Origin of the sequence: uncultured Agrobacterium sp., assembly GCA_913777615.1 — a bacterium.
Classification (GTDB): domain Bacteria; phylum Pseudomonadota; class Alphaproteobacteria; order Rhizobiales; family Rhizobiaceae; genus Agrobacterium.
Genome location: CAJYTK010000007.1, coordinates 136,204 through 155,441, shown reverse-complemented (window position 1 = coordinate 155,441; position 19,238 = coordinate 136,204). Strand labels below are relative to the sequence as shown.

The 19,238-nt window shown below is 57.5% G+C and carries 17 protein-coding genes; 8 read left to right on the top strand and 9 right to left on the bottom strand.

From position 1 onward, the window contains the following. Positions 1 to 168: 168 nt before the first annotated feature. The 5 genes from QZ862_RS06385 to QZ862_RS06365 form a co-directional block, all read right to left on the bottom strand. Entirely contained in the window at positions 169 to 510 is a 342-nt protein-coding gene (locus QZ862_RS06385; protein WP_296098296.1) for a hypothetical protein, read from the bottom strand. A gap of 181 nt (positions 511 to 691) precedes the next feature. Next, positions 692 to 2,299, bottom strand: coding sequence for an ABC transporter ATP-binding protein (locus QZ862_RS06380; protein WP_296098294.1), 1,608 nt, complete (start codon positions 2,297 to 2,299; stop codon positions 692 to 694). Between the two features lies 1 nt (position 2,300). Next, on the bottom strand, positions 2,301 to 3,431 hold the full coding sequence (locus QZ862_RS06375) for an ABC transporter permease subunit (RefSeq protein ID WP_296034714.1): 1,131 nt from the start codon (positions 3,429 to 3,431) through the stop codon (positions 2,301 to 2,303). Further along, the gene (gene oppB / locus QZ862_RS06370; protein ID WP_296017268.1) at positions 3,424 to 4,347 is read right to left on the bottom strand and encodes an oligopeptide ABC transporter permease OppB; all 924 of its coding nucleotides are present in this window, start codon (positions 4,345 to 4,347) and stop codon (positions 3,424 to 3,426) included. The genes QZ862_RS06375 and oppB overlap by 8 nt, the downstream gene beginning before the upstream one ends. Before the next feature lie 59 nt (positions 4,348 to 4,406). Next, complete coding sequence (locus QZ862_RS06365) at positions 4,407 to 6,005, bottom strand: peptide ABC transporter substrate-binding protein (RefSeq protein ID WP_296098292.1); 1,599 nt, start codon at positions 6,003 to 6,005, stop codon at positions 4,407 to 4,409. 377 nt (positions 6,006 to 6,382) lie between these two features. Here QZ862_RS06365 and QZ862_RS06360 point away from each other — a divergent pair, with 377 nt between their 5' ends. From QZ862_RS06360 to QZ862_RS06325, 8 genes are all read left to right on the top strand, one after another. Then, positions 6,383 to 7,180 carry a DeoR/GlpR family DNA-binding transcription regulator gene (locus tag QZ862_RS06360; RefSeq protein WP_296098290.1) on the top strand — a complete coding sequence of 266 codons (798 nt, stop codon included), beginning with the start codon at positions 6,383 to 6,385 and terminating at the stop codon, positions 7,178 to 7,180. Between the two features lie 72 nt (positions 7,181 to 7,252). Continuing rightward, entirely contained in the window at positions 7,253 to 8,770 is a 1,518-nt protein-coding gene (gene glpD, locus QZ862_RS06355) for a glycerol-3-phosphate dehydrogenase (protein WP_296098582.1), read from the top strand. An 87-nt stretch (positions 8,771 to 8,857) separates the two neighbouring features. Further along, on the top strand, positions 8,858 to 9,940 hold the full coding sequence (locus QZ862_RS06350) for an ABC transporter ATP-binding protein (protein ID WP_296098289.1): 1,083 nt from the start codon (positions 8,858 to 8,860) through the stop codon (positions 9,938 to 9,940). Positions 9,941 to 9,952: 12 nt separating this feature from the next. Beyond that, positions 9,953 to 11,023 carry an ABC transporter ATP-binding protein gene (locus QZ862_RS06345; RefSeq protein WP_296098287.1) on the top strand — a complete coding sequence of 357 codons (1,071 nt, stop codon included), beginning with the start codon at positions 9,953 to 9,955 and terminating at the stop codon, positions 11,021 to 11,023. 3 nt (positions 11,024 to 11,026) lie between these two features. Then, entirely contained in the window at positions 11,027 to 11,893 is an 867-nt protein-coding gene (locus QZ862_RS06340; RefSeq protein WP_296017277.1) for a sugar ABC transporter permease, read from the top strand. 14 nt (positions 11,894 to 11,907) lie between these two features. Next, positions 11,908 to 12,723 (top strand): carbohydrate ABC transporter permease, encoded by an 816-nt coding sequence (locus tag QZ862_RS06335; protein ID WP_296080295.1) that lies wholly within the window; start codon positions 11,908 to 11,910, stop codon positions 12,721 to 12,723. Between the two features lie 16 nt (positions 12,724 to 12,739). Further along, entirely contained in the window at positions 12,740 to 13,021 is a 282-nt protein-coding gene (locus tag QZ862_RS06330; RefSeq protein ID WP_296034698.1) for a DUF2160 domain-containing protein, read from the top strand. 80 nt (positions 13,022 to 13,101) lie between these two features. Continuing rightward, positions 13,102 to 14,823: an ABC transporter substrate-binding protein gene (locus QZ862_RS06325; RefSeq protein ID WP_296017283.1), complete on the top strand. Its 1,722-nt coding sequence runs from the start codon at positions 13,102 to 13,104 to the stop codon at positions 14,821 to 14,823. Positions 14,824 to 14,940: 117 nt separating this feature from the next. On the opposite strand, the gene QZ862_RS06320 is transcribed toward QZ862_RS06325, so the two are convergent. From QZ862_RS06320 to QZ862_RS06305, 4 genes are all read right to left on the bottom strand, one after another. Continuing rightward, positions 14,941 to 15,963, bottom strand: a complete 1,023-nt coding sequence (locus tag QZ862_RS06320) for an LLM class flavin-dependent oxidoreductase (protein ID WP_296098285.1) — start codon at positions 15,961 to 15,963, stop codon at positions 14,941 to 14,943. A gap of 91 nt (positions 15,964 to 16,054) precedes the next feature. Continuing rightward, positions 16,055 to 17,137, bottom strand: coding sequence for a glycine betaine/L-proline ABC transporter ATP-binding protein (locus tag QZ862_RS06315; protein ID WP_296098283.1), 1,083 nt, complete (start codon positions 17,135 to 17,137; stop codon positions 16,055 to 16,057). Then, positions 17,130 to 18,017, bottom strand: coding sequence for a proline/glycine betaine ABC transporter permease (locus QZ862_RS06310; RefSeq protein WP_296034691.1), 888 nt, complete (start codon positions 18,015 to 18,017; stop codon positions 17,130 to 17,132). The genes QZ862_RS06315 and QZ862_RS06310 overlap by 8 nt, the downstream gene beginning before the upstream one ends. A gap of 149 nt (positions 18,018 to 18,166) precedes the next feature. Next, positions 18,167 to 19,168, bottom strand: a complete 1,002-nt coding sequence (locus QZ862_RS06305) for an ABC transporter substrate-binding protein (protein WP_296017290.1) — start codon at positions 19,166 to 19,168, stop codon at positions 18,167 to 18,169. Positions 19,169 to 19,238: the final 70 nt, after the last annotated feature.

Here is a 19,238-nt window from a genome sequence, read left to right as displayed (position 1 = left end):
TAAACCTGCTGAATCGAAACATCAGAACATACAACGCAGACAAGAAATTAAAGATGGAGTAGTTCCATGTAAAGTGGCGAGGCATCGTAGTTGCCCCTCCAATCACCACCGCGACACAAAAAAGGCCCGCCTAAGCGAGCCTTTCCAACCTCTTCCGAAAACCTTCAATCAAATTTCCGGGCAACCGCGCTGGTTGGCAAATGTGATGGTGTCGGTGCCGCGGCGGGTGTCGCCTTCGACGACCACGCGGCGCGGGGTCACGCGGACGACTTCCGGATCACGCAAGCCCGAGGCGCGAGCGGCTGCGCGAGCTTCGCGTTCGCTGCATCCCCTCATTGGGCCACGACGGTCCATGTCGCGGCGGTCGCGGTCGCGATCGCGGATAACCGGACGGACGCCATCTGGGCCGATCCGCAGCTCAACATCCTGCGCCTGTGCAACGCCTGACATGGCGACGCTCGAAACTGCCATAGTAACAGCAAGTCCTGCAACTTGAATAATCTTCCGCATGTTGCCTCCTCAGTGCCATTACTTCGGCACGCATAAATGTTCACCGCGCTATAACGTTGAAACGTCTCGCTGGTTCCTTCACGGTTGTTTCGTGATCATCTTGGAATGGGTGGCAGACCATAAAAAATACCCCGCAATCGCGGGGCATGAAGAGTGACGATGCGCCTTTATGGTCGCCGCATCAGGCCGCGACATCCGCCGTGAAAGCAGACTTGATCAGCGTCTTTGTATAATCAGCAGTGGGCGCGTTGAAGATTGCATCCGTCTCCCCCTCTTCCACGATCTTCCCATCCTTCATAACGATCACGTAATCCGAAATCGCCTTGATGACCGAAAGGTCATGGCTGATGAAGATGTAGGAAAGGCCATGGGTCTTCTGCAGCTCGCGCAGCAGATCGATCACCTGGCCTTGCACCGAGCGGTCGAGTGCCGAGGTCGGCTCGTCCAGCACGACGACGTCGGGCTTCAGGATGATGGCTCTGGCAATCGCAATACGCTGGCGCTGACCGCCGGAGAACTCGTGCGGATAGCGGTTTCTGGCTGCGGGATCGAGGCCGACTTCCTTCAGCGCTTCGATGGCGCGCTTATCCCGCTCGGCGCGGGTCAGTTGCGGTTCGTGAACAAAAAGACCTTCGGTGATGATCTCGCCCACTGTCTGACGTGGAGAGAGAGACCCGTAAGGATCCTGGAACACGAGTTGCAGCCGACGACGTAAGGGGCGCATTGCCTTGCGGTCCAGCCCCGTAATCTCCTTCTTCTCGAAAGTGATACGTCCGTTGGCATGGGTCAGCCTCAGAAGCGCGCGGCCAAGCGTCGATTTGCCTGAACCGGATTCACCGACGATACCAATGGTCTGGCCCTGGCGCAGATTGATACTCACGCCATCAACCGCACGAAACACGCTGGCCTTCGACAGGAAGCCACCAGGAATATCGTAATCGACGGTGACATTCTGGCCGGAGAGCACAACGGGCGTGCCATCTGCGACCGGCGGCTTGTGGCCGCTCGGCTCGGCATCGAGCAGCATCTTTGTGTAATCCGCTTGCGGGCGCTCGAAAATATCCTCCATCGTGCCTGCCTCGACCACCTCCCCGCGCCGCATCACCGTGACGCGGTCGGCAAAGTGGCGCACCACGCCAAGATCATGGGTGATCAGCACCACAGCCATGCCGAAGCGTTGCTGCAGCGACTTCAACAGATCAAGGATCTGCGCCTGGATCGTGACATCCAGTGCTGTCGTCGGCTCGTCCGCAATGAGAATGTCCGGCTCGTTTGCCAGCGCCATGGCAATCATGACACGCTGGCGCTGCCCGCCGGAAAGCTCATGCGGATAGCTGTCGATACGGCGTTCCGGATCGGGAATACCGACGAGCTTCAGAAGTTCAAGAACACGAGCGCGCGCCTCGCTCTTGCTACCGCCGCGGTGGTGCAGGATCGGCTCGGCGATCTGCGCGCCGATCCGGTAGAGCGGATCGAGCGAGGTCATCGGCTCCTGGAAGATCATGGTGATCTTCGCGCCGCGGATGGTGTTGAGTTCATCGACCGGAAGGCCGATCAACTCGCGTCCGCGATATTTCGCAGATCCATTGATGACGCCATTGGAGGCGAGAAGCCCCATAATGCCCATCATCGTCTGGCTCTTGCCAGAGCCGGATTCACCGACAACGGCAAGCGTCTCACCCTGGCGAACATCGAGGTCGATACCCTTGACGGCATTGACCATGCCGTCCGGCGTGGTGAAATCGACCTTGAGATTGCGAACCGAAAGAATGGTTTCAGATGTCGTCATGTCAGCGATCCTTTGGATCGAGTGCGTCACGCAACCCGTCGCCCACGAAGTTGAGAGAGAACAGGGTCAACACGAAGAACAGCGCCGGGAAGATCAGAAGCCAAGGTGCCGACTGCATGTTGTTGGCGCCCTCAGAAATCAACGCACCCCAGCTCGTCAATGGCGCCTGAACGCCAAGGCCGAGGAAGGAGAGGAAACTTTCCAGCAAAATGACTTTCGGCACGACCACAGTGACGAAAACAACGACCGGGCCAATGGTATTGGGAATGATGTGACGGCGAATGATCTGCCAATCGCTCAAACCCAAAGCCTGTGCCGCACCGACGAATTCCCGTCGCTTGAGTGCAAGCGTCTGGCCTCGGACGATACGCGCCATATCCAGCCACTCCACCGCCCCGATCACCAGAAAGATCAGGATGAAGCTTCGGCCAAAGAAGACGACGAGCACCACGACCAGGAAGACGAAGGGCAACGAATAGAGGATTTCGACAAAGCGCATCATCACATTGTCGACGCGTCCACCGATGTAACCGGCTGTCGCGCCATAGACGACGCCAATGCCAAGCGACACGAGGCTCGCCAGAACGCCGACCGCAATCGAGATCTGCCCGCCCAGCATGACGCGGGCCAGCATGTCACGTCCGTTGGTATCGGTGCCGAAGAAGAAGTATTCGCGGTTCACCTCGCCTTCCAGCTTCAGTGTCCGCCCATCGTCTTCGGTGGCAACAACTTTGGTGTTTTCGAACTCGTTGGCACGGTCGAAATAGCGTGTCGTGCGCGGATCGATGGCGGAGCTGGAGGTCACGGTCGCCGTAAAGGTCTGTCCGCTGACAGCAAACTCCTTCAAGTCAACACGCGCCCGGCTTGCGACCCCTTTCATCACCTCCTGGAGATTGTTTACGTCCGGACGCGGTTCCAGGCTTGGCGGCACAGAGACGTAGGAGGAGAACACCTGATCGTAGGTGTGGGTCAGGAAATGCGGACCGATGAAAGAAAAAAGCGTGATCAGCACCAGCATGACGGAACCCGCCATCGCTGCCTTGTTGCGCCGGAAGCGCAAAGCCGCCAGCTGGAAGAGGCTTCGGCTCTCCACAGTGGATACAATTGGAGGATTGGTTGCGATATCAGTCATGTCGGACCCTCGGATCGAGCAGGCCGTAGAGAATATCGACCACGAGATTGAACAGGATGACGAAGATGGCGACGAGAACGACGGTTCCCATGACCAGCGTGTAGTCGCGGTTGATGGCGCCAAGAACGAAGTACCGGCCGACCCCTGGGATCGTGAAGATGGTTTCGATCACCGCGGAACCGGTGAGAAGTGCCGCTGCGCAAGGCGCCAGATAGGAAACGACCGGCAGCATGGCGGCGCGCATCGCATGAAACACCACGACGCTTTTGGCCGGAAGCCCGTAAGCCTTGGCGGTCCGGATATGGTCCATCCGCAAAGCCTCGATCATCGCACCACGGGTCAGGCGGGCAATCACCGCAAGCTGCGGCAGCGCCAGCGCAATCATTGGCAAAATGAGATAGCGTAGCGATCCATCACCCCAGCTACCGGCGGGCAACAGGCCGAGGAACACCGCGAAGACGAGCGTCAGAACGGGTGCAACGACGAAGTTCGGCACTGTCACGCCAACTGTCGAAATCGACATGATGGAAAAATCGAAAGCGCTGTTTTGTCGGAGGGCGGCGAAGGTGCCAGCTGTCACGCCACCGATCAGCGCCAAAAGCAGCGCGTAGCAGCCAAGCTCCAGCGAATAAGGCAGGCCCTTTCCGATCAACTGAGCGACAGTGTTGTCCTTATAAATATAACTCGGGCCGAAATCTCCGGTCACCGCATTGCGCAGATAAATTAGATACTGACGCCACAATGGTTCATCCAGATGATAAGTCCTCATCAGGTTTTCCATCGTTTGTGGCGGTAGCGGCCGTTCGAGGTTAAACGGACCGCCCGGCGCAAAACGCATCAGGAAAAAAGAAATGGTGACGACGATGAACAGCGTCGGCACCGCGCTCGCCAAACGGCGCAGAACAAATGAAATCATGGATCTTCAGGCTCCGGGCAAGGCGCGGCGGACCCTATGAGCCGCCGCGCCAGCGCTGCTTATTCGGAAACGCTCAGAAAGCGGCTCAAATGTTCATTGGCAGCGTTGTCGTGCCAACCCTTGACGCGATCCGATACCAGCCAAAGGTCGGCCTGGGTCAGAAACGGTGCCACCGGCTGTTCCTTCATCAGAATGGTTTCCGCCTCATGCAGCAGCTTGGAGCGGGCTGCCGGGTCCTTTTCCTCGTAAGACTTCTGCATCAATGCGTCATAGTCGGCATTGTTGAACTTCGCATAGTTGAAGGTCTTGTTGGAGGAGATGGAAAGCGCCAGGAAGTTTTCGGCGTCCGCGTAGTCAGCAACCCAGCCGGCACGCGCGACATTGTACTTGCCGCCTTCCTGCAGGTAGCCATAATGCGAGGCAACGTCGAGGTTTACGAGCGAAACCTTGGCACCGAAAGTGTTCTTCCACATATCGGCAATAGCGGTCGCCACGCGCTCGTGGTTCGGGTTGGTGTTGTAGCGGATTTCGATGGAGAGCGGCTTGCCGCCTTCACCGTAACCGGCTTCCTTCATCAGCTTGAGCGCTTCGTCTTCACGATCAAGCTGCGACATGGCGGCGAAATCGGCCTTTGCGGGCTCGCCATAGGAGTCCATGCCGGGCGGCACCATCGAGTAGGCCGGAACCTGCGAACCACTGTAGATTTCCTTTGCGAGGAAGTCGCGATCGACCGCCATGGAAAGAGCCCGGCGAACGCGAACGTCGCTATAAGGCGCCTCGCGCGTATCGAACGTGTAGTAATAGGTCGCAAGTGTCGGCGACACGTGAACCTGTTCGCCATAGGACTTGCGCAGACGATCGAGCTGATCGGCCGAGAAGTTGTAGGCAAGATCCATTTCCTTCGCTTCAAAGCGACGCACAGATGCGGCCTGGTCGTCGATTGGGTAGAAAATCACCTTGTCGATCTTGGTATTGCTAGCGTCCCAGAAGTTAGCGTTCTTCACCACCGTCAGGCTGTCATTGGGAACATGAGACTGCAGCGTATAGGCACCGTTCGACACCATGACGCCGGGCTTGACGAAATCATTGCCGTTCTTCTCATAGCTCGCCTTGGAAATAGGAAGCGCGGTCTGGTGAGCGAGCAGCTCAAGGAAGAAAGGCGTCGGGCGCTCCAGCGTAATTTCCAGCGTCTTGTCGTCCACGGCCTTCACGCCGAGCTGATCGACAGGCAATTCGCCCTTGTTGATCTTCTCGGCATTCTTGATGGGATACAGGATGTTGGCATATTTCGCCGCCGTCTTCGGGTCCTGCACGCGCTGGAAGGAGAACACGAAGTCTCCGGCGGTTACGGGCGAACCATCCGACCACTTGGCATTGTCGCGTAGCTTGAACGTGTAGACGGTGCCGTCATCCGACAGCTTCCAGCTTTCGGCCGTGCCGGGAATGATCTTTCCGGCTGCGTCATAGATCGTCAGACCCTCATAGAGGTCCTTCAGAATGAAAGCTTCGATATTGATCGAGGTTTGTGCCTGATCGAGGGTTTGAGGTTCCCCGGAATTACCGCGATGCAGAACGGTTTCAGCAAGAGCGGAACTGGCGCCAATCAGAAGCGAGCCAAGAAGAAGTGCGGCCCGTGTTGTCGTTTTAAACGAAATCATTTTTTTATGCTCCCAGACAGTTGAGAGGCCTAAAACAAGGCCATATTGGCTTGACGCGCAACCCCCAATATTTGCAGCCACGTCAAACTTGCCCCTCGAACAGGCACGCGGCTTGGCTGCGCAACAATGCGGCAACGGAAAATATGCTGAAAAAATATCGGGATACGAGGCGCTGTAATCGGTCAAGCTGACTGACAAATTTGCCCCCAATTTCGTAACCGGCTGTGGAAAAAGATGAACCTGAAAGTTCAGATAAGTCTAATCTTCAGAAGAATCCGCTTCTGACAGACGGGTTGTAAATAGCGTCGAAGGACGCTTGAGCGCCTTTCGTTTTCGGTTAAACTGAACCAAAACGAAAAGATTTAGGGGATCATCGAATGTTTCTCACCACACGTCAAACTGAGATAATAGAGCTTGCCAAAGCCGAGGGACGTGTGCTCGTCGAAGACCTCGCAACACGCTTTTCCGTTACCCCGCAAACGATCCGCAAGGACTTAAACGAGCTTTGTGAGAACCGCACGCTGAACCGCATCCACGGCGGTGCGATTTTTCCCAATGGTACAGAAAATATGCGCTATGAGGCGCGCCGCTCGATCGCGGCGGCTGAGAAGCAGGCGATCGGGAAGGCTGCGGCAACCATCATACCGAACAAGTCATCGCTTTTCATCAACATCGGCACTACGACAGAAGCGGTGGGGGATGCGCTCCTCGATCATCAGGAACTGATGGTCATTACCAACAACATCAATGTCGCGAACCGGCTGCGGATCTTCCCCTCTATCGAAGTCATCATAGCTGGCGGCGTGGTGCGCGGCACCGATGGTGGCATTGTCGGTGAGGCGGCGGTTGATTTTATCCGTCAGTTCAAGGTCGATTATGCAGTGATCGGCGTTTCCGCCATCGATCCTGACGGCGCGCTGCTCGATTACGACTTTCGGGAGGTGAAAGTGGCCCAGGCCATCATCGCCAATGCGCGCCATGTGATTCTTGCCAGCGACTCAAGCAAATTCGAACGCACTGCCCCGGTCAGAATAGGCCATCTGTCGCAGGTTCAGACTTTTATCACCGACCACTGTCCATCAGATGCCATCAGAGAGATCTGCCGCGAAGCAGGCGTAGAGCTGGTCGAAACAGCTCAACTGAATGGCGACGCTATAGACAATAGTTTCGTTTGACATTCACTTTGAGTTCCTTTTATTTTCTCTTTAACAAAAAAATCGTTCGGCTTGCACGCGCAACATCAGGGAGTGGGACAGGTGGCTCAAGAGGCGGTTCGCGACATCTTCGTGATCGGCGGTGGCATTAATGGCTGCGGCATTGCGCGTGATGCGGCCGGTCGGGGATATTCCGTCACGCTGGCCGAGATGAAGGATTTTGCCTCCGGCACGTCCTCTGGCGCCACCAAACTGATCCATGGCGGCTTGCGCTACCTCGAACATTACGAATTCCGTCTCGTGCGCGAAGCACTGATGGAACGCGAAGTCCTCTGGGCCATGGCTCCCCATATCATCTGGCCGATGCGCTTCGTTTTGCCCTTCCATAAGGGCGGCATTCGCCCTGCCTGGCTGATCCGGCTCGGTCTCTTTCTCTACGATCACCTCGGCGGCCGCAAATTGCTGCCTGCGACAAAGTCGCTCGACATGCGACGCGATCCAGCCGGCAAGCCGTTGAAGCCGCTTTTCACCAAGGCCTTCGAATATTCCGATGGATGGGTGGATGACGCCCGCCTCGTGGTGCTGAACGCACGTGATGCGGCTGATCGCGGCGCAGACATCATGAACCGCTCGAAAGTCACCTCCGTCCGCCGCGAGAACGGTCTTTGGACCATCAACGTCCAGGACATTCAAAGCGGCGAGTTGAAAACCGTGCAGGCACGAATGCTGGTCAACGCCGCCGGTCCTTGGGTGGATCAGGTGTTGTCCAATGCCGCCGGAAAGAACCAGGTTCATAATGTCCGCCTCGTTCAGGGCAGCCACATCGTCGTGAAGAAGAAGTTCAACGACCCACGCGCCTATTTCTTCCAGAACCCCGATAACCGCATCATTTTCGCCATTCCCTACGAAACTGACTTCACCCTGATTGGCACGACCGACCGCGATTATGACGGCGATCCTTCGCAGGTGCGGATCAGCGACGAGGAGACGGATTATCTCTGCAAGGCGGCAAGCGAATATTTCGCCGAGCCGGTAACGAAGGACGATATCGTCTGGACCTATTCCGCCGTTCGTCCGCTCTATGATGACGGCGCATCCAAGGCGCAGGAAGCCACGCGCGACTACGTCTTGAAGCTGGAGCAGAACACCGGCGAACCGCCACTGCTCAACGTCTTCGGCGGCAAACTCACGACCTATCGTCGCCTGGCCGAGCATGCGCTGGAAAAAATCACCGAAGCGATCGGCGCCAAGGGTTCGCCCTGGACGGCAAAAAGCTCACTGCCGGGCGGCGATTTTGCACCGACGGGATACGAGGCCGAAGTGGCAAAACTGAAGGCCATCTACGGCTTTCTCTCGGACCGCCACGCGCGTCGTCTTGTCCGGCTCTACGGAACGAAGGCTGCCGTCTTCTTGGGAGATGCGGCCAGTGTGGAGGCACTGGGCAGGCGTTTCGGCGGCGACCTTTACGAGCGCGAAGTCGCATGGCTCATGGAAAAGGAATGGGCCAGAACGAGCGAGGATGTGCTCTGGCGCAGAACGAAACAGGGCTTGCATTTTTCCAGGGAGGAAGCCGCAGCCCTTAACGATTACATGATGACGAAGGCTGCTTGAGACGACTGATCTATACGCGCCGTAACGGCGCTACATGAAGCATATTGATTGCAGACATCTTGCTGGTGGAGGAGGCCGCGGGACAGAATGCTTGAATTGCGCAATATCGCGAAGATGGTGGGTGGGGATTATCATATCTACCCGACCAATCTCACACTCAAGCGGGGCACGCTGAACGTCCTGCTGGGCCCGACCTTGTCCGGCAAGACATCCCTGATGCGGCTGATGGCCGGCCTCGACAAGCCGACCGAAGGCTCGCTGATGTTCGATGGCACTGACGTGACAGGCAAACGCGTGCAGGATCGCAGCGTTGCCATGGTCTATCAGCAGTTCATCAACTATCCCTCGCTTTCCGTTTACGAAAACATCGCCTCCCCGATGCGGATCGCCAAAAAGGATAGTGCCACGATCGATCGCGAGGTGCGCAAGGCGGCAGAGCTGTTGAAGCTGACGCCCTATCTGGAGCGCACGCCACTCAATCTTTCCGGCGGCCAGCAGCAGCGCACCGCCCTTGCTCGCGCCATCGTCAAGAATGCCAGCCTCGTTCTTCTGGACGAGCCGCTTGCCAACCTCGATTACAAGCTGCGCGAAGAACTACGCGAGGAGTTGCCCAAGATCTTCGCCTCGTCCGGCGCGATCTTTGTCTACGCAACCACCGAGCCTTCCGAGGCACTCCTGCTTGGTGGCAATACGGCAACGCTGAGCCAAGGCCGTATCACGCAATATGGCCCGACCATCGATATGTATCGTAATCCGGTGGATCTTATCTCCGCCAGAACCTTTGCCGATCCGCCCTTGAACATCGTCGAACTGACGAAAGCAGGCGGCTCCTTCCTGCAAAATGGCCAGCCGGCTTTCGCCGTGCCCGCTCATCTTTCCGGAATTGCTGACGGGCCGATGACGGCAGCATTTCATCCACACCACCTTTATCCCGAGCCGACCAACATCAATGCCGTGAAACTTCAGGCAAAGACGCTGGTGTCTGAAATTGCCGGTTCGGAGAGCTTCATCCATCTGGATTTTGCCGGCCACCGATGGGTCATGCTGACACGCGGCATTCTCGATATCGAGCCGGACCGGCAGATCGATATCTATCTCGATACCCGTCACCTGATGGCCTTCGACGTGAATGGCCGTTCCCTTGCCGCTCCTAAGCTTGCTGCCGCGTGAGGAGATAGAGACATGGCACGTATCAGTCTCGACCATATCCGCCACGCCTACAACGCCAAGGCCAAAGCAGCCAACGATTACGCTCTGAAAGAAGTGCATCACGAATGGAGCGATGGCGGGGCCTATGCGCTTCTCGGGCCGTCCGGTTGCGGCAAGACGACCTTGCTCAACATCATTTCCGGATTGATCCACCCGTCGGATGGTCGCATTCTCTTCGATGGCAAGGACGTTACTACCCTGCCGACAGAGCAGCGCAACATCGCGCAGGTTTTCCAGTTCCCGGTCATCTACGACACGATGACGGTCTATGACAATCTCGCCTTTCCTTTGCGCAATCGCGGCGTGGCCGAGCCGGATGTTGATCGTCGCGTCAAGGAAATTCTAGAGATGATCGATCTTGCCGCGATGGCGAAGCGCCGTGCGCGAGGCTTGACGGCCGACCAGAAGCAGAAGATCTCACTCGGGCGCGGGCTAGTGCGCAATGATGTGAACGCCATCCTCTTCGACGAGCCGCTGACGGTCATCGATCCGCATATGAAGTGGGTGCTGCGCTCGCAGTTGAAGCGACTTCACCGCCAGTTCGGCTTCACAATGGTCTATGTCACGCACGATCAGACCGAAGCCCTGACATTCGCGGACAAGGTCGTCGTCATGTATGACGGCCAGATTGTCCAGATCGGGACGCCAGCGGAGCTCTTCGAGAAGCCAAGCCACACTTTCGTCGGTTACTTCATTGGCTCGCCTGGCATGAATGTGATGCCGGTTTCTCTGAACGGCGCACAGGCAACGGTCGGCGACCAGACAATTGCGCTGTCCTTCGCGCCAAACGTCAGCGCGGGTGCAAAAACTGAACTTGGCATCCGTCCCGAATTCATCTCGCTTGGTCGCGACGGCATGCCGGTCTCGATCAACAAGGTGGAGGACATCGGTCGGCAGAAGGTCGTACGCTCCAGCTTTGCCGGCCAGCCGTTGACCATCGTGGTTCCGGAAGATGGTGAGATTCCCGCAGACCCGCGCGTGACCTTCGATCCCAAAGCGATCGGCATTTACGCCGATAGCTGGCGCGTCGGAACAGGAGCCTGAGCCATGGACAAGACAGTCAATAACAAGGCCTGGTTCCTCGTCATTCCGGTTCTGGTGCTCGTCGCCTTCTCAGCCGTCATCCCGCTGATGACGGTCGTCAACTACTCGGTGCAGGATACGTTCGGCAATAATGAGTTCTTCTGGGCGGGCACCGACTGGTTCGTGCAGATGCTGCATTCACCTCGCTTCTGGGATGCGCTCATCCGCAACCTGATTTTCTCGCTGGTCATCCTGGCCATCGAAATTCCGCTTGGAATCCTGATTGCGCTGAACATGCCGAAAAAGGGGTTAGGCGTTCCGGTCTGCCTCGTGCTGATGGCGCTGCCGCTCCTCATCCCATGGAACGTCGTCGGCACCATTTGGCAGGTGTTCGGTCGCGTCGATATCGGCTTCCTTGGCCATTACCTCTCGATGCTCGGCATCGACTATAACTATACGCAGGATCCAGTGGATGCCTGGGCGACCGTCATCGTTATGGACGTCTGGCACTGGACAAGCCTTGTCGTGCTGCTCTGTTATGCCGGTCTTGTCTCTATTCCGGATGCCTATTATCAGGCCGCCCGCATCGATGGCGCCTCGCGTTGGTCCGTCTTCCGCTTCATTCAACTGCCAAAGATGAAGCGTGTGTTGCTGATCGCCGTGCTGCTACGCTTCATGGACAGTTTCATGATCTACACCGAACCGTTTGTCGTCACCGGCGGCGGTCCCGGCAACTCGACGACGTTCCTCTCGATCGACCTCGTGAAGATGGCCGTCGGCCAGTTCGATCTAGGTCCTGCTGCGGCAATGTCGATCATCTACTTCCTGATCATCCTGGCACTGTCCTGGATCTTCTACACCGTCATGACAAACAGCGACGCGGACGCGTGAGAAAGGAGACCGATATGAGCAATTCCACCATGAGCCGGTTTTCCTTTTTGATCCCGACGGTCTACATCATCTTCCTGCTGCTGCCGATCTACTGGCTGGTGAATATGAGTTTCAAGGAGAATGCCGAAATCCTCGGTGCCTTCTCGCTCTGGCCGCAAAACCCGACGCTGCGTAACTACACGATCATCTTTACCGACCCGTCCTGGTATAACGGTTACATCAACTCGATCATCTATGTGGCGCTAAACACCGTCATCTCGGTCGCAGCGGCCCTGCCAGCGGCCTATGCCTTCTCCCGCTATCGGTTCCTGGGCGACAAACATCTGTTCTTTTGGCTGCTCACCAACCGCATGGCACCCCCGGCCGTCTTCGCTCTGCCTTTCTTCCAGCTTTATTCCGCCTTCGGTCTGATCGACACGCATATCGCAGTCGCAATCGCCCACTGCCTGTTCAACGTGCCGCTGGCGGTGTGGATTTTGGAAGGCTTCATGTCCGGCGTTCCGAAGGAAATCGACGAGACCGCCTATATCGACGGATACTCTTTCCCGCGCTTTTTCGTGAAGATCTTCATGCCTCTGATCGCGAGCGGCATCGGCGTAGCGGCCTTCTTCTGCTTCATGTTCTCATGGGTCGAGCTACTGCTCGCCAGAACCCTGACCACGACGGCGGCAAAGCCGATTGCCGCGACCATGACACGCACAGTTTCTGCTTCGGGGATGGATTGGGGTGTTCTGGCGGCTGCTGGCGTGCTGACGATCATCCCCGGAGCGCTCGTCATCTATTTCGTCCGAAACTACATCGCCAAGGGCTTTGCCCTCGGCCGCGTCTGAGAAAGGAGAATCTCACATGAATTTTTCCTGGATGGCCTGGACGCTGCCGACAGCCCTGTTTTTTCTGACGATCCTTATGCTGCTGATCGGCATGGCGGTGTGGGAATATTTTTCACCCGGCGGTAATCCGCGCGTCGGCATTCTTCGCTTCGAGACGACGCGCGGGGACAGGCTCTTCGTCTCGCTGCTCGGCTCTGCGTTCATCAACCTCGCTTGGCTCGGCTTTGTCGGCCCAAGCCTCTGGTGGGCGCTCGCTCTTTCGGTTGTCTATGCGATCGGGGTGTTCCGCTTCGTATAGCTGCCGACAACATACCGGGGCGGAGGACGACCCGGCACTTCTCTACATGACGCAATCGCAAAACCTTGGGAGGACCTCTTATGCGAATGCATCTTCTTACCACCACGGCAGCAGTGCTGCTGGCAATCACCGGCGTGGCTCACGCCGGCATGAATGAAGCCAAAGCCTTTCTGGACAAAGAAGTCGGCGACCTTTCTTCCCTTTCCCGTGCGGACCAGGAAAAGGAAATGCAATGGTTTATCGACGCTGCAAAGCCATTTGCAGGCATGGACATCAAGGTCGTCTCCGAAACGCTGACGACGCATGAATATGAATCCAAGGTGCTGGCCAAGGCCTTCTCGGACATCACCGGCATCAAGATCACCCACGACCTGATCGGCGAAGGCGACGTCGTCGAAAAGCTGCAGACGCAAATGCAGTCCGGCGAAAATATCTACGACGCCTTCGTTAACGACAGCGACCTCATCGGCACGCATTGGCGCTACCAGCAGGTGCGCAACCTGACCGACTGGATGGCTGGCGAAGGCAAGGACGTCACCAATCCTGGTCTCGATCTTCCCGACTTCATCGGCACGAAATTCACCACCGCGCCGGACGGCAAGCTCTACCAGTTGCCGGACCAGCAGTTCGCCAACCTCTACTGGTTCCGCTACGATTGGTTCAACGACGCCAAGAACAAGGCCGATTTCAAGGCCAAGTACGGTTACGATCTCGGCGTTCCGGTCAACTGGTCGGCCTATGAGGATATCGCCGAGTTCTTCACCGGTCGCGAAATCGACGGCAAGAAGGTCTACGGCCATATGGATTATGGCAAGAAGGACCCGTCGCTTGGCTGGCGCTTCACCGACGCCTGGTTGTCGATGGCCGGCAACGGCGACAAGGGTCTGCCAAACGGTCTGCCGGTCGATGAATGGGGTATCAAGGTCAACGAAAAGTCCCAGCCAGTCGGCTCCTGCGTTGCGCGCGGTGGTGACACCAATGGCCCTGCTTCCGTCTATGCCATCCAGAAATATCTCGACTGGCTGAAGGCTTACGCACCTCCGGCAGCGCAGGGCATGAACTTCTCCGAATCCGGTCCGGTACCGGCGCAGGGTGAAGTCGCTCAGCAGATCTTCTGGTACACCGCTTTCACCGCGGATGCGGTCAAAAAGGGTCTGCCGGTCGTCAACGAGGACGGCACGCCGAAGTGGCGTATGGCCCCCTCCCCGCATGGCGTTTACTGGAAAGACGGCATGAAGCTCGGCTATCAGGACGTGGGTTCCTGGACGCTGATGAAGTCTACCCCGACGGACCGCGCCAAAGCCGCTTGGCTCTACGCGCAGTTCGTCACCTCCAAGACGGTGGATGTGAAGAAGGCGCATGTCGGCCTCACGCTCATCCGTGAATCGACGATCAACCACGAGAGCTTCACCAAGCGCGCCAAGGATCTCGGCGGTCTGATCGAATTCTACCGCTCGCCTGCCCGCGTTCAGTGGTCGCCGACTGGTACCAACGTTCCTGACTATCCGAAGCTGGCTCAGCTGTGGTGGCAGGCGGTGGGTGACGCCTCCTCCGGGGCGAAGACCGCACAGGAAGCCATGGACTCGCTTTGCGCCGAACAGGAAAAGGTCATGGCACGCCTGGAACGCGCAGGCGTTCAGGGAGACAAGGGACCGAAGCTCGCGGAAGAGCACGATCTCGAATACTGGCACAAGGACGCGGTCGCCAAGGGCAATCTGGCACCGCAGCTGAAGGTCGACAACGAGAAGGAAAAGCCGGTTACCGTTAACTACGACGAACTGGTGAAGAGCTGGCAGAAGTAAGTCTACTCATCTGATAAGAGAAAGCCGGGGCGATATTCGCTCCGGCTTTTTTAATATTGCATCCAGAGAGTTAGAGCGTCTTTTCTGATCCTAATCGCAGACGACGCTGTAATATCGTCAGCGCCAGCCGAGTTCCGGCGCAACATATTTCAAGATCGCCTCCAGCGCATGGACGTTATAGTCGACGCCAAGCTGGTTCGGGATCGTCAAGAGCAAGGTATCGGCTTCCGCCACCGCCTCATCCTTTGCGAGTTCCTTGACGAGCACATCCGGCTCGGCCGCATAAGAGCGACCGAAGATCGCACGCGTATTGGCGTCGATGTAACCGATGCTGTCGCTTTCCTTCGAACCTCGGCCGAAATAGGCGCGGTCGCGATCGTCAACGAGTGCGAAAATGCTGCGGCTCACCGATACGCGTGGCGTCCGTTCATGACCCGCTTCCTTCCATGCATCGCGATAGGCCCGGATCTGCGCCGCCTGCTGAACGTGGAAGGGTTCGCCTGTCTCATCATCCTTCAGCGTCGAGCTTTGCAAATTCATGCCAAGCTTCGCCGCCCACTGGGCCGTGGCGTTGGAGCCTGCACCCCACCATAGGCGTTCGCGCAAGCCTTCCGAATGTGGCTCCAGCCGCAAAGGGCCGGGAGGATTGGGGAACATCGGCTGCGGATTTGGTTCGGCAAAGCCTTGGCCTTTGAGGACCTCTAGCAATATCTCGGTGTTGCGACGGCCCATGTCGGCGTCGCTTTCCCCATCAGCCGGCCGATAACCAAAATAGCGCCATCCGTCGATCACCTGTTCAGGCGATCCTCGGCTTAGGCCCAATTGCAGACGTCCGTTCGATATCAGATCGGCAGAGCCGGCATCTTCCGCCATGTAAAGCGGGTTTTCGTAGCGCATGTCGATGACGGCCGTGCCGATCTCGATCGACTTGGTGCGCGCGCCGACTGCCGCGAGCAGAGGAAAAGGCGAAGCGAGCTGGCGAGCAAAGTGATGCACGCGGAAATATGCACCATCGACGCCGATTTCCTCCGCGGCGACGGAAAGTTCGATGGATTGTTGCAAAACGTCCTTGGCGGTGCGTGCCTGCGAATGCGGTCCGGGGCTCCAATGGCCGAAGGACAGAAAACCGATCTTCTTCATGAGATAAAACCTGCTGACTTAATGACTGTGGTTGTCCCACATATAGTGAGCCGCCAGCAGGATGTACCGAAGCGATTAGTGAACAGTCCGTTCAGGCCTGTGCACGAACGACATGATCTCCATGGGAGTGCTCTGCGGAGCCAGGTGCATTGACCATGGCACCTGCCAGTTGACGGAAGGTCACGATGCCGAGCGGCTCGGCCTGTTTGCCAACCACTGTCGCAACCTCATGTCCGCCAATGGCAAGCAGACGCATGGCTTCCTCAATGCTTGTGCCAGCAGGAACTGGCGGCGCATCAGCAACGACAGTGCTGCGGACCGGCGTCATGACCGCTTCGACATTGACGACGCGACCGCGGTTCACTTCCTTGACGAAGCTTTCAATGTAAGCGTCGGCCGGACGAAGCACGATATCCTGCCTGTCACCCTGCTGGATAACCTCGCCATCGCGCAGGATGGCGATCTGGTCGCCTAGCCGCAGCGCCTCATCCAGATCATGCGTGATGAAGACAATGGTTTTCTTGATCTCGCTCTGAATATCGAGAAGCACGGTCTGCATGTCCGTGCGGATCAGCGGATCGAGCGCCGAGTAGGCCTCATCCATTAGCAGCACGGGCGCGTCGTTTGAGAGAGCCCGCGCAAGACCGACGCGCTGCTGCATGCCACCCGAAAGCTGGTTGGGGTAGCGCTGCTCAAAGCCCTTCAGACCAACGCGCTCCAGCCAGCGCATCGCCGTATCGATGCTCTTGTCACGCGCAACGCCTTGCACTTCGAGCCCGTAGATCGTGTTGTCCAGCACGTTGCGATGCGGCAGAAGTGCAAACTTCTGGAACACCATAGCGGTCTGGTGGCGACGAAACTCGCGAAGTTCAGTCGCTGACATCTTCACCACATCCACGCCATCCACCAGCACCTCTCCGGCGGTCGGGTCGATCAGCCGGTTGATGTGGCGGATCAGCGTAGATTTGCCGGAGCCGGACAGCCCCATGATGACCTGAATGCAGCCCGACGGAATGGTGATGTTGATATCGCGAAGCCCGAGCACATGGCCATACTTTTCGTTCAACTCTTGCTTCGTCAGACCGTTGCGCACGGCCTCCACATGGGACGCAGGGTTGGAACCGAAAATCTTGTAGAGATTGCGGATTTCAATACCGCCGAAATCATCAGCCATGGGCGACCTCCTGGTGCTTCTGGAGCCGCTTGCCATAGGCCTGGCTAATTCGGTCGAAGATGATGGCAATGCCGACAATGGCAAGACCGTTGAAGATGCCGAGCGTGAAATACTGGTTGGCGATGGCTTTCAGCACCGGCTGTCCCAGTCCCTGTACACCAATCATCGAGGCAACCACCACCATGGCAAGCGCCATCATGATCGTCTGGTTTATACCGGCCATGATCGTCGGCAAGGCAAGCGGCAACTGTACCTTGAAGAGCTTCTGCCAACCGGACGATCCAAAGGCATCAGCTGCCTCCAGCACGTCCTTGTCAACCAGTCGGATGCCGAGATCGGTCAGGCGGATCATCGGCGGGATGGCGTAGATAACGACGGCGATCAGGCCTGGAACCTTGCCGATGCCAAGCAGCATGACGACCGGGATCAGATAAACGAAGCTTGGCATCGTCTGCATCACGTCCAGCACGGGATTGACGATCCGCTGGAAGCGGTCGGACCGCGACATGGCGATACCGAGCGGTAGGCCAATAGCGATGGAAAGCACCGTACAGACAAAGATCATCGAGATCGTCCGCATCGTGTCGGTCCACATGTCGAAGTAACCGATGAGGAGAAGCGTGATCAGACAGCCGAAAACGATCTTGAGGCTGCGGCTGGCGAACCAGGCGATTGCCATAATGATCAGGATGATGATCGGCCACGGTGTCTGTGTCATAAAGCGTTCGGCCGAGATCAGAAAATGCTGAAGCGGCGAAAAGAACGTTTCAATCGTGCCACCCCATTCTCGGGTAAAGCCGCGGAAGCCGTCGTCGATCACCTTCTTGAGGTTCCGAAGAGCCTCATCATTCATGTGCGGAAATGTGTAAAACCAATCCATAGTCATCCCCTGTGAGCGTTACCCCTTTGGGGGAACGGTCGAACAGTGACGTATCGTCACCCACGGCGTTGACATGCGGCAGATGGGCGCCGCATGTCGTTTCGCGTGCCGCGCGTTCTTGAAGAGAACGGCGTGGCGAGGGGGAGTAGTTAGAGAGACGCCTTGATCTTCTCGGCCGCTTCTGGCGACACCCAGGTCGTCCAGACGTCGGCGTTTTCCTTGAGGAAGTGCTTTGCACCGTCTTCGCCAGTGGCCTGGTTATCTGTCATCCAAGCCATCAACTTGTTGACGGTGGCGTTGTCCCAGGACCGCTTGTTGAGATAGGCCATCACATCAGGGCCGGCCTTTTCGGAAAATGGCTTGGCGACGAGCGTCACGACCTGATCGACCGGCCATGCATTCGGCTTTGGGTCGGGGCAATCGGCAACCGTGTTGCAGCGCTTCCATTCCGCTGGATCGTTCGCAACGTCCTGCGTCAACTTCACCATTTCATACTTGCCGAGGATTGCGGTCGGCGCCCAGTAATAGCCGACCCAGGGCTGCTTGCGCTCGTAAGCCTTGGCAATCGAGCCGTCGAGACCGGCAGCAGAACCACTGTCGACCAGGGTGAAGCCAGCCTTCTCGCCGCCATAGGCCTTGAAAAGCTGCGCGGTGACGACCGTACCGCCCCAGCCCTGCGGGCCGTTGACAACGGCACCCTTGCTTGGATCTTCAGGAGCAGGGAACAATTTCGGGTTCTTGAAGACGTCCGCGAAAGTCTTGATTTCAGGATGGGCGTCGGCGAAATACTTCGGTATCCACCAACTCTGGACGCCGCCGTCCTTCAGGGCCTTGGCAGCAATAACAAGCTTGCCTTCATCGACGCCGCGCTTCACGACATCGGGAAGCAGATCCACCCAAGCTTCCGGCGCGATATCCGGCTGACCCTTTTCAGCCATCGAGGTGATGGTCGGAACGGTATCGCCCACCGTGATGTCAGCGGTGCAGCCATAGCCTTCGTTCAAGATGATCTTATCGATGTTGGAAAGCACTTCGGCACTCTGCCAGTTCATGCTGGCGATGGTCGGGCTACCGCAATCGGCAGCATTGGCGGCAGCAGCGCCGCCCAGCAGTCCGAATAGGAGACAGGTCGATGCAAGCAGTTTGTTCATATCTGTTATGTTCCCTTTGTTGGCGGCATCTACGAAAGCGCAGGTGCGCCGCTGGCACCAGGCTCAGTTC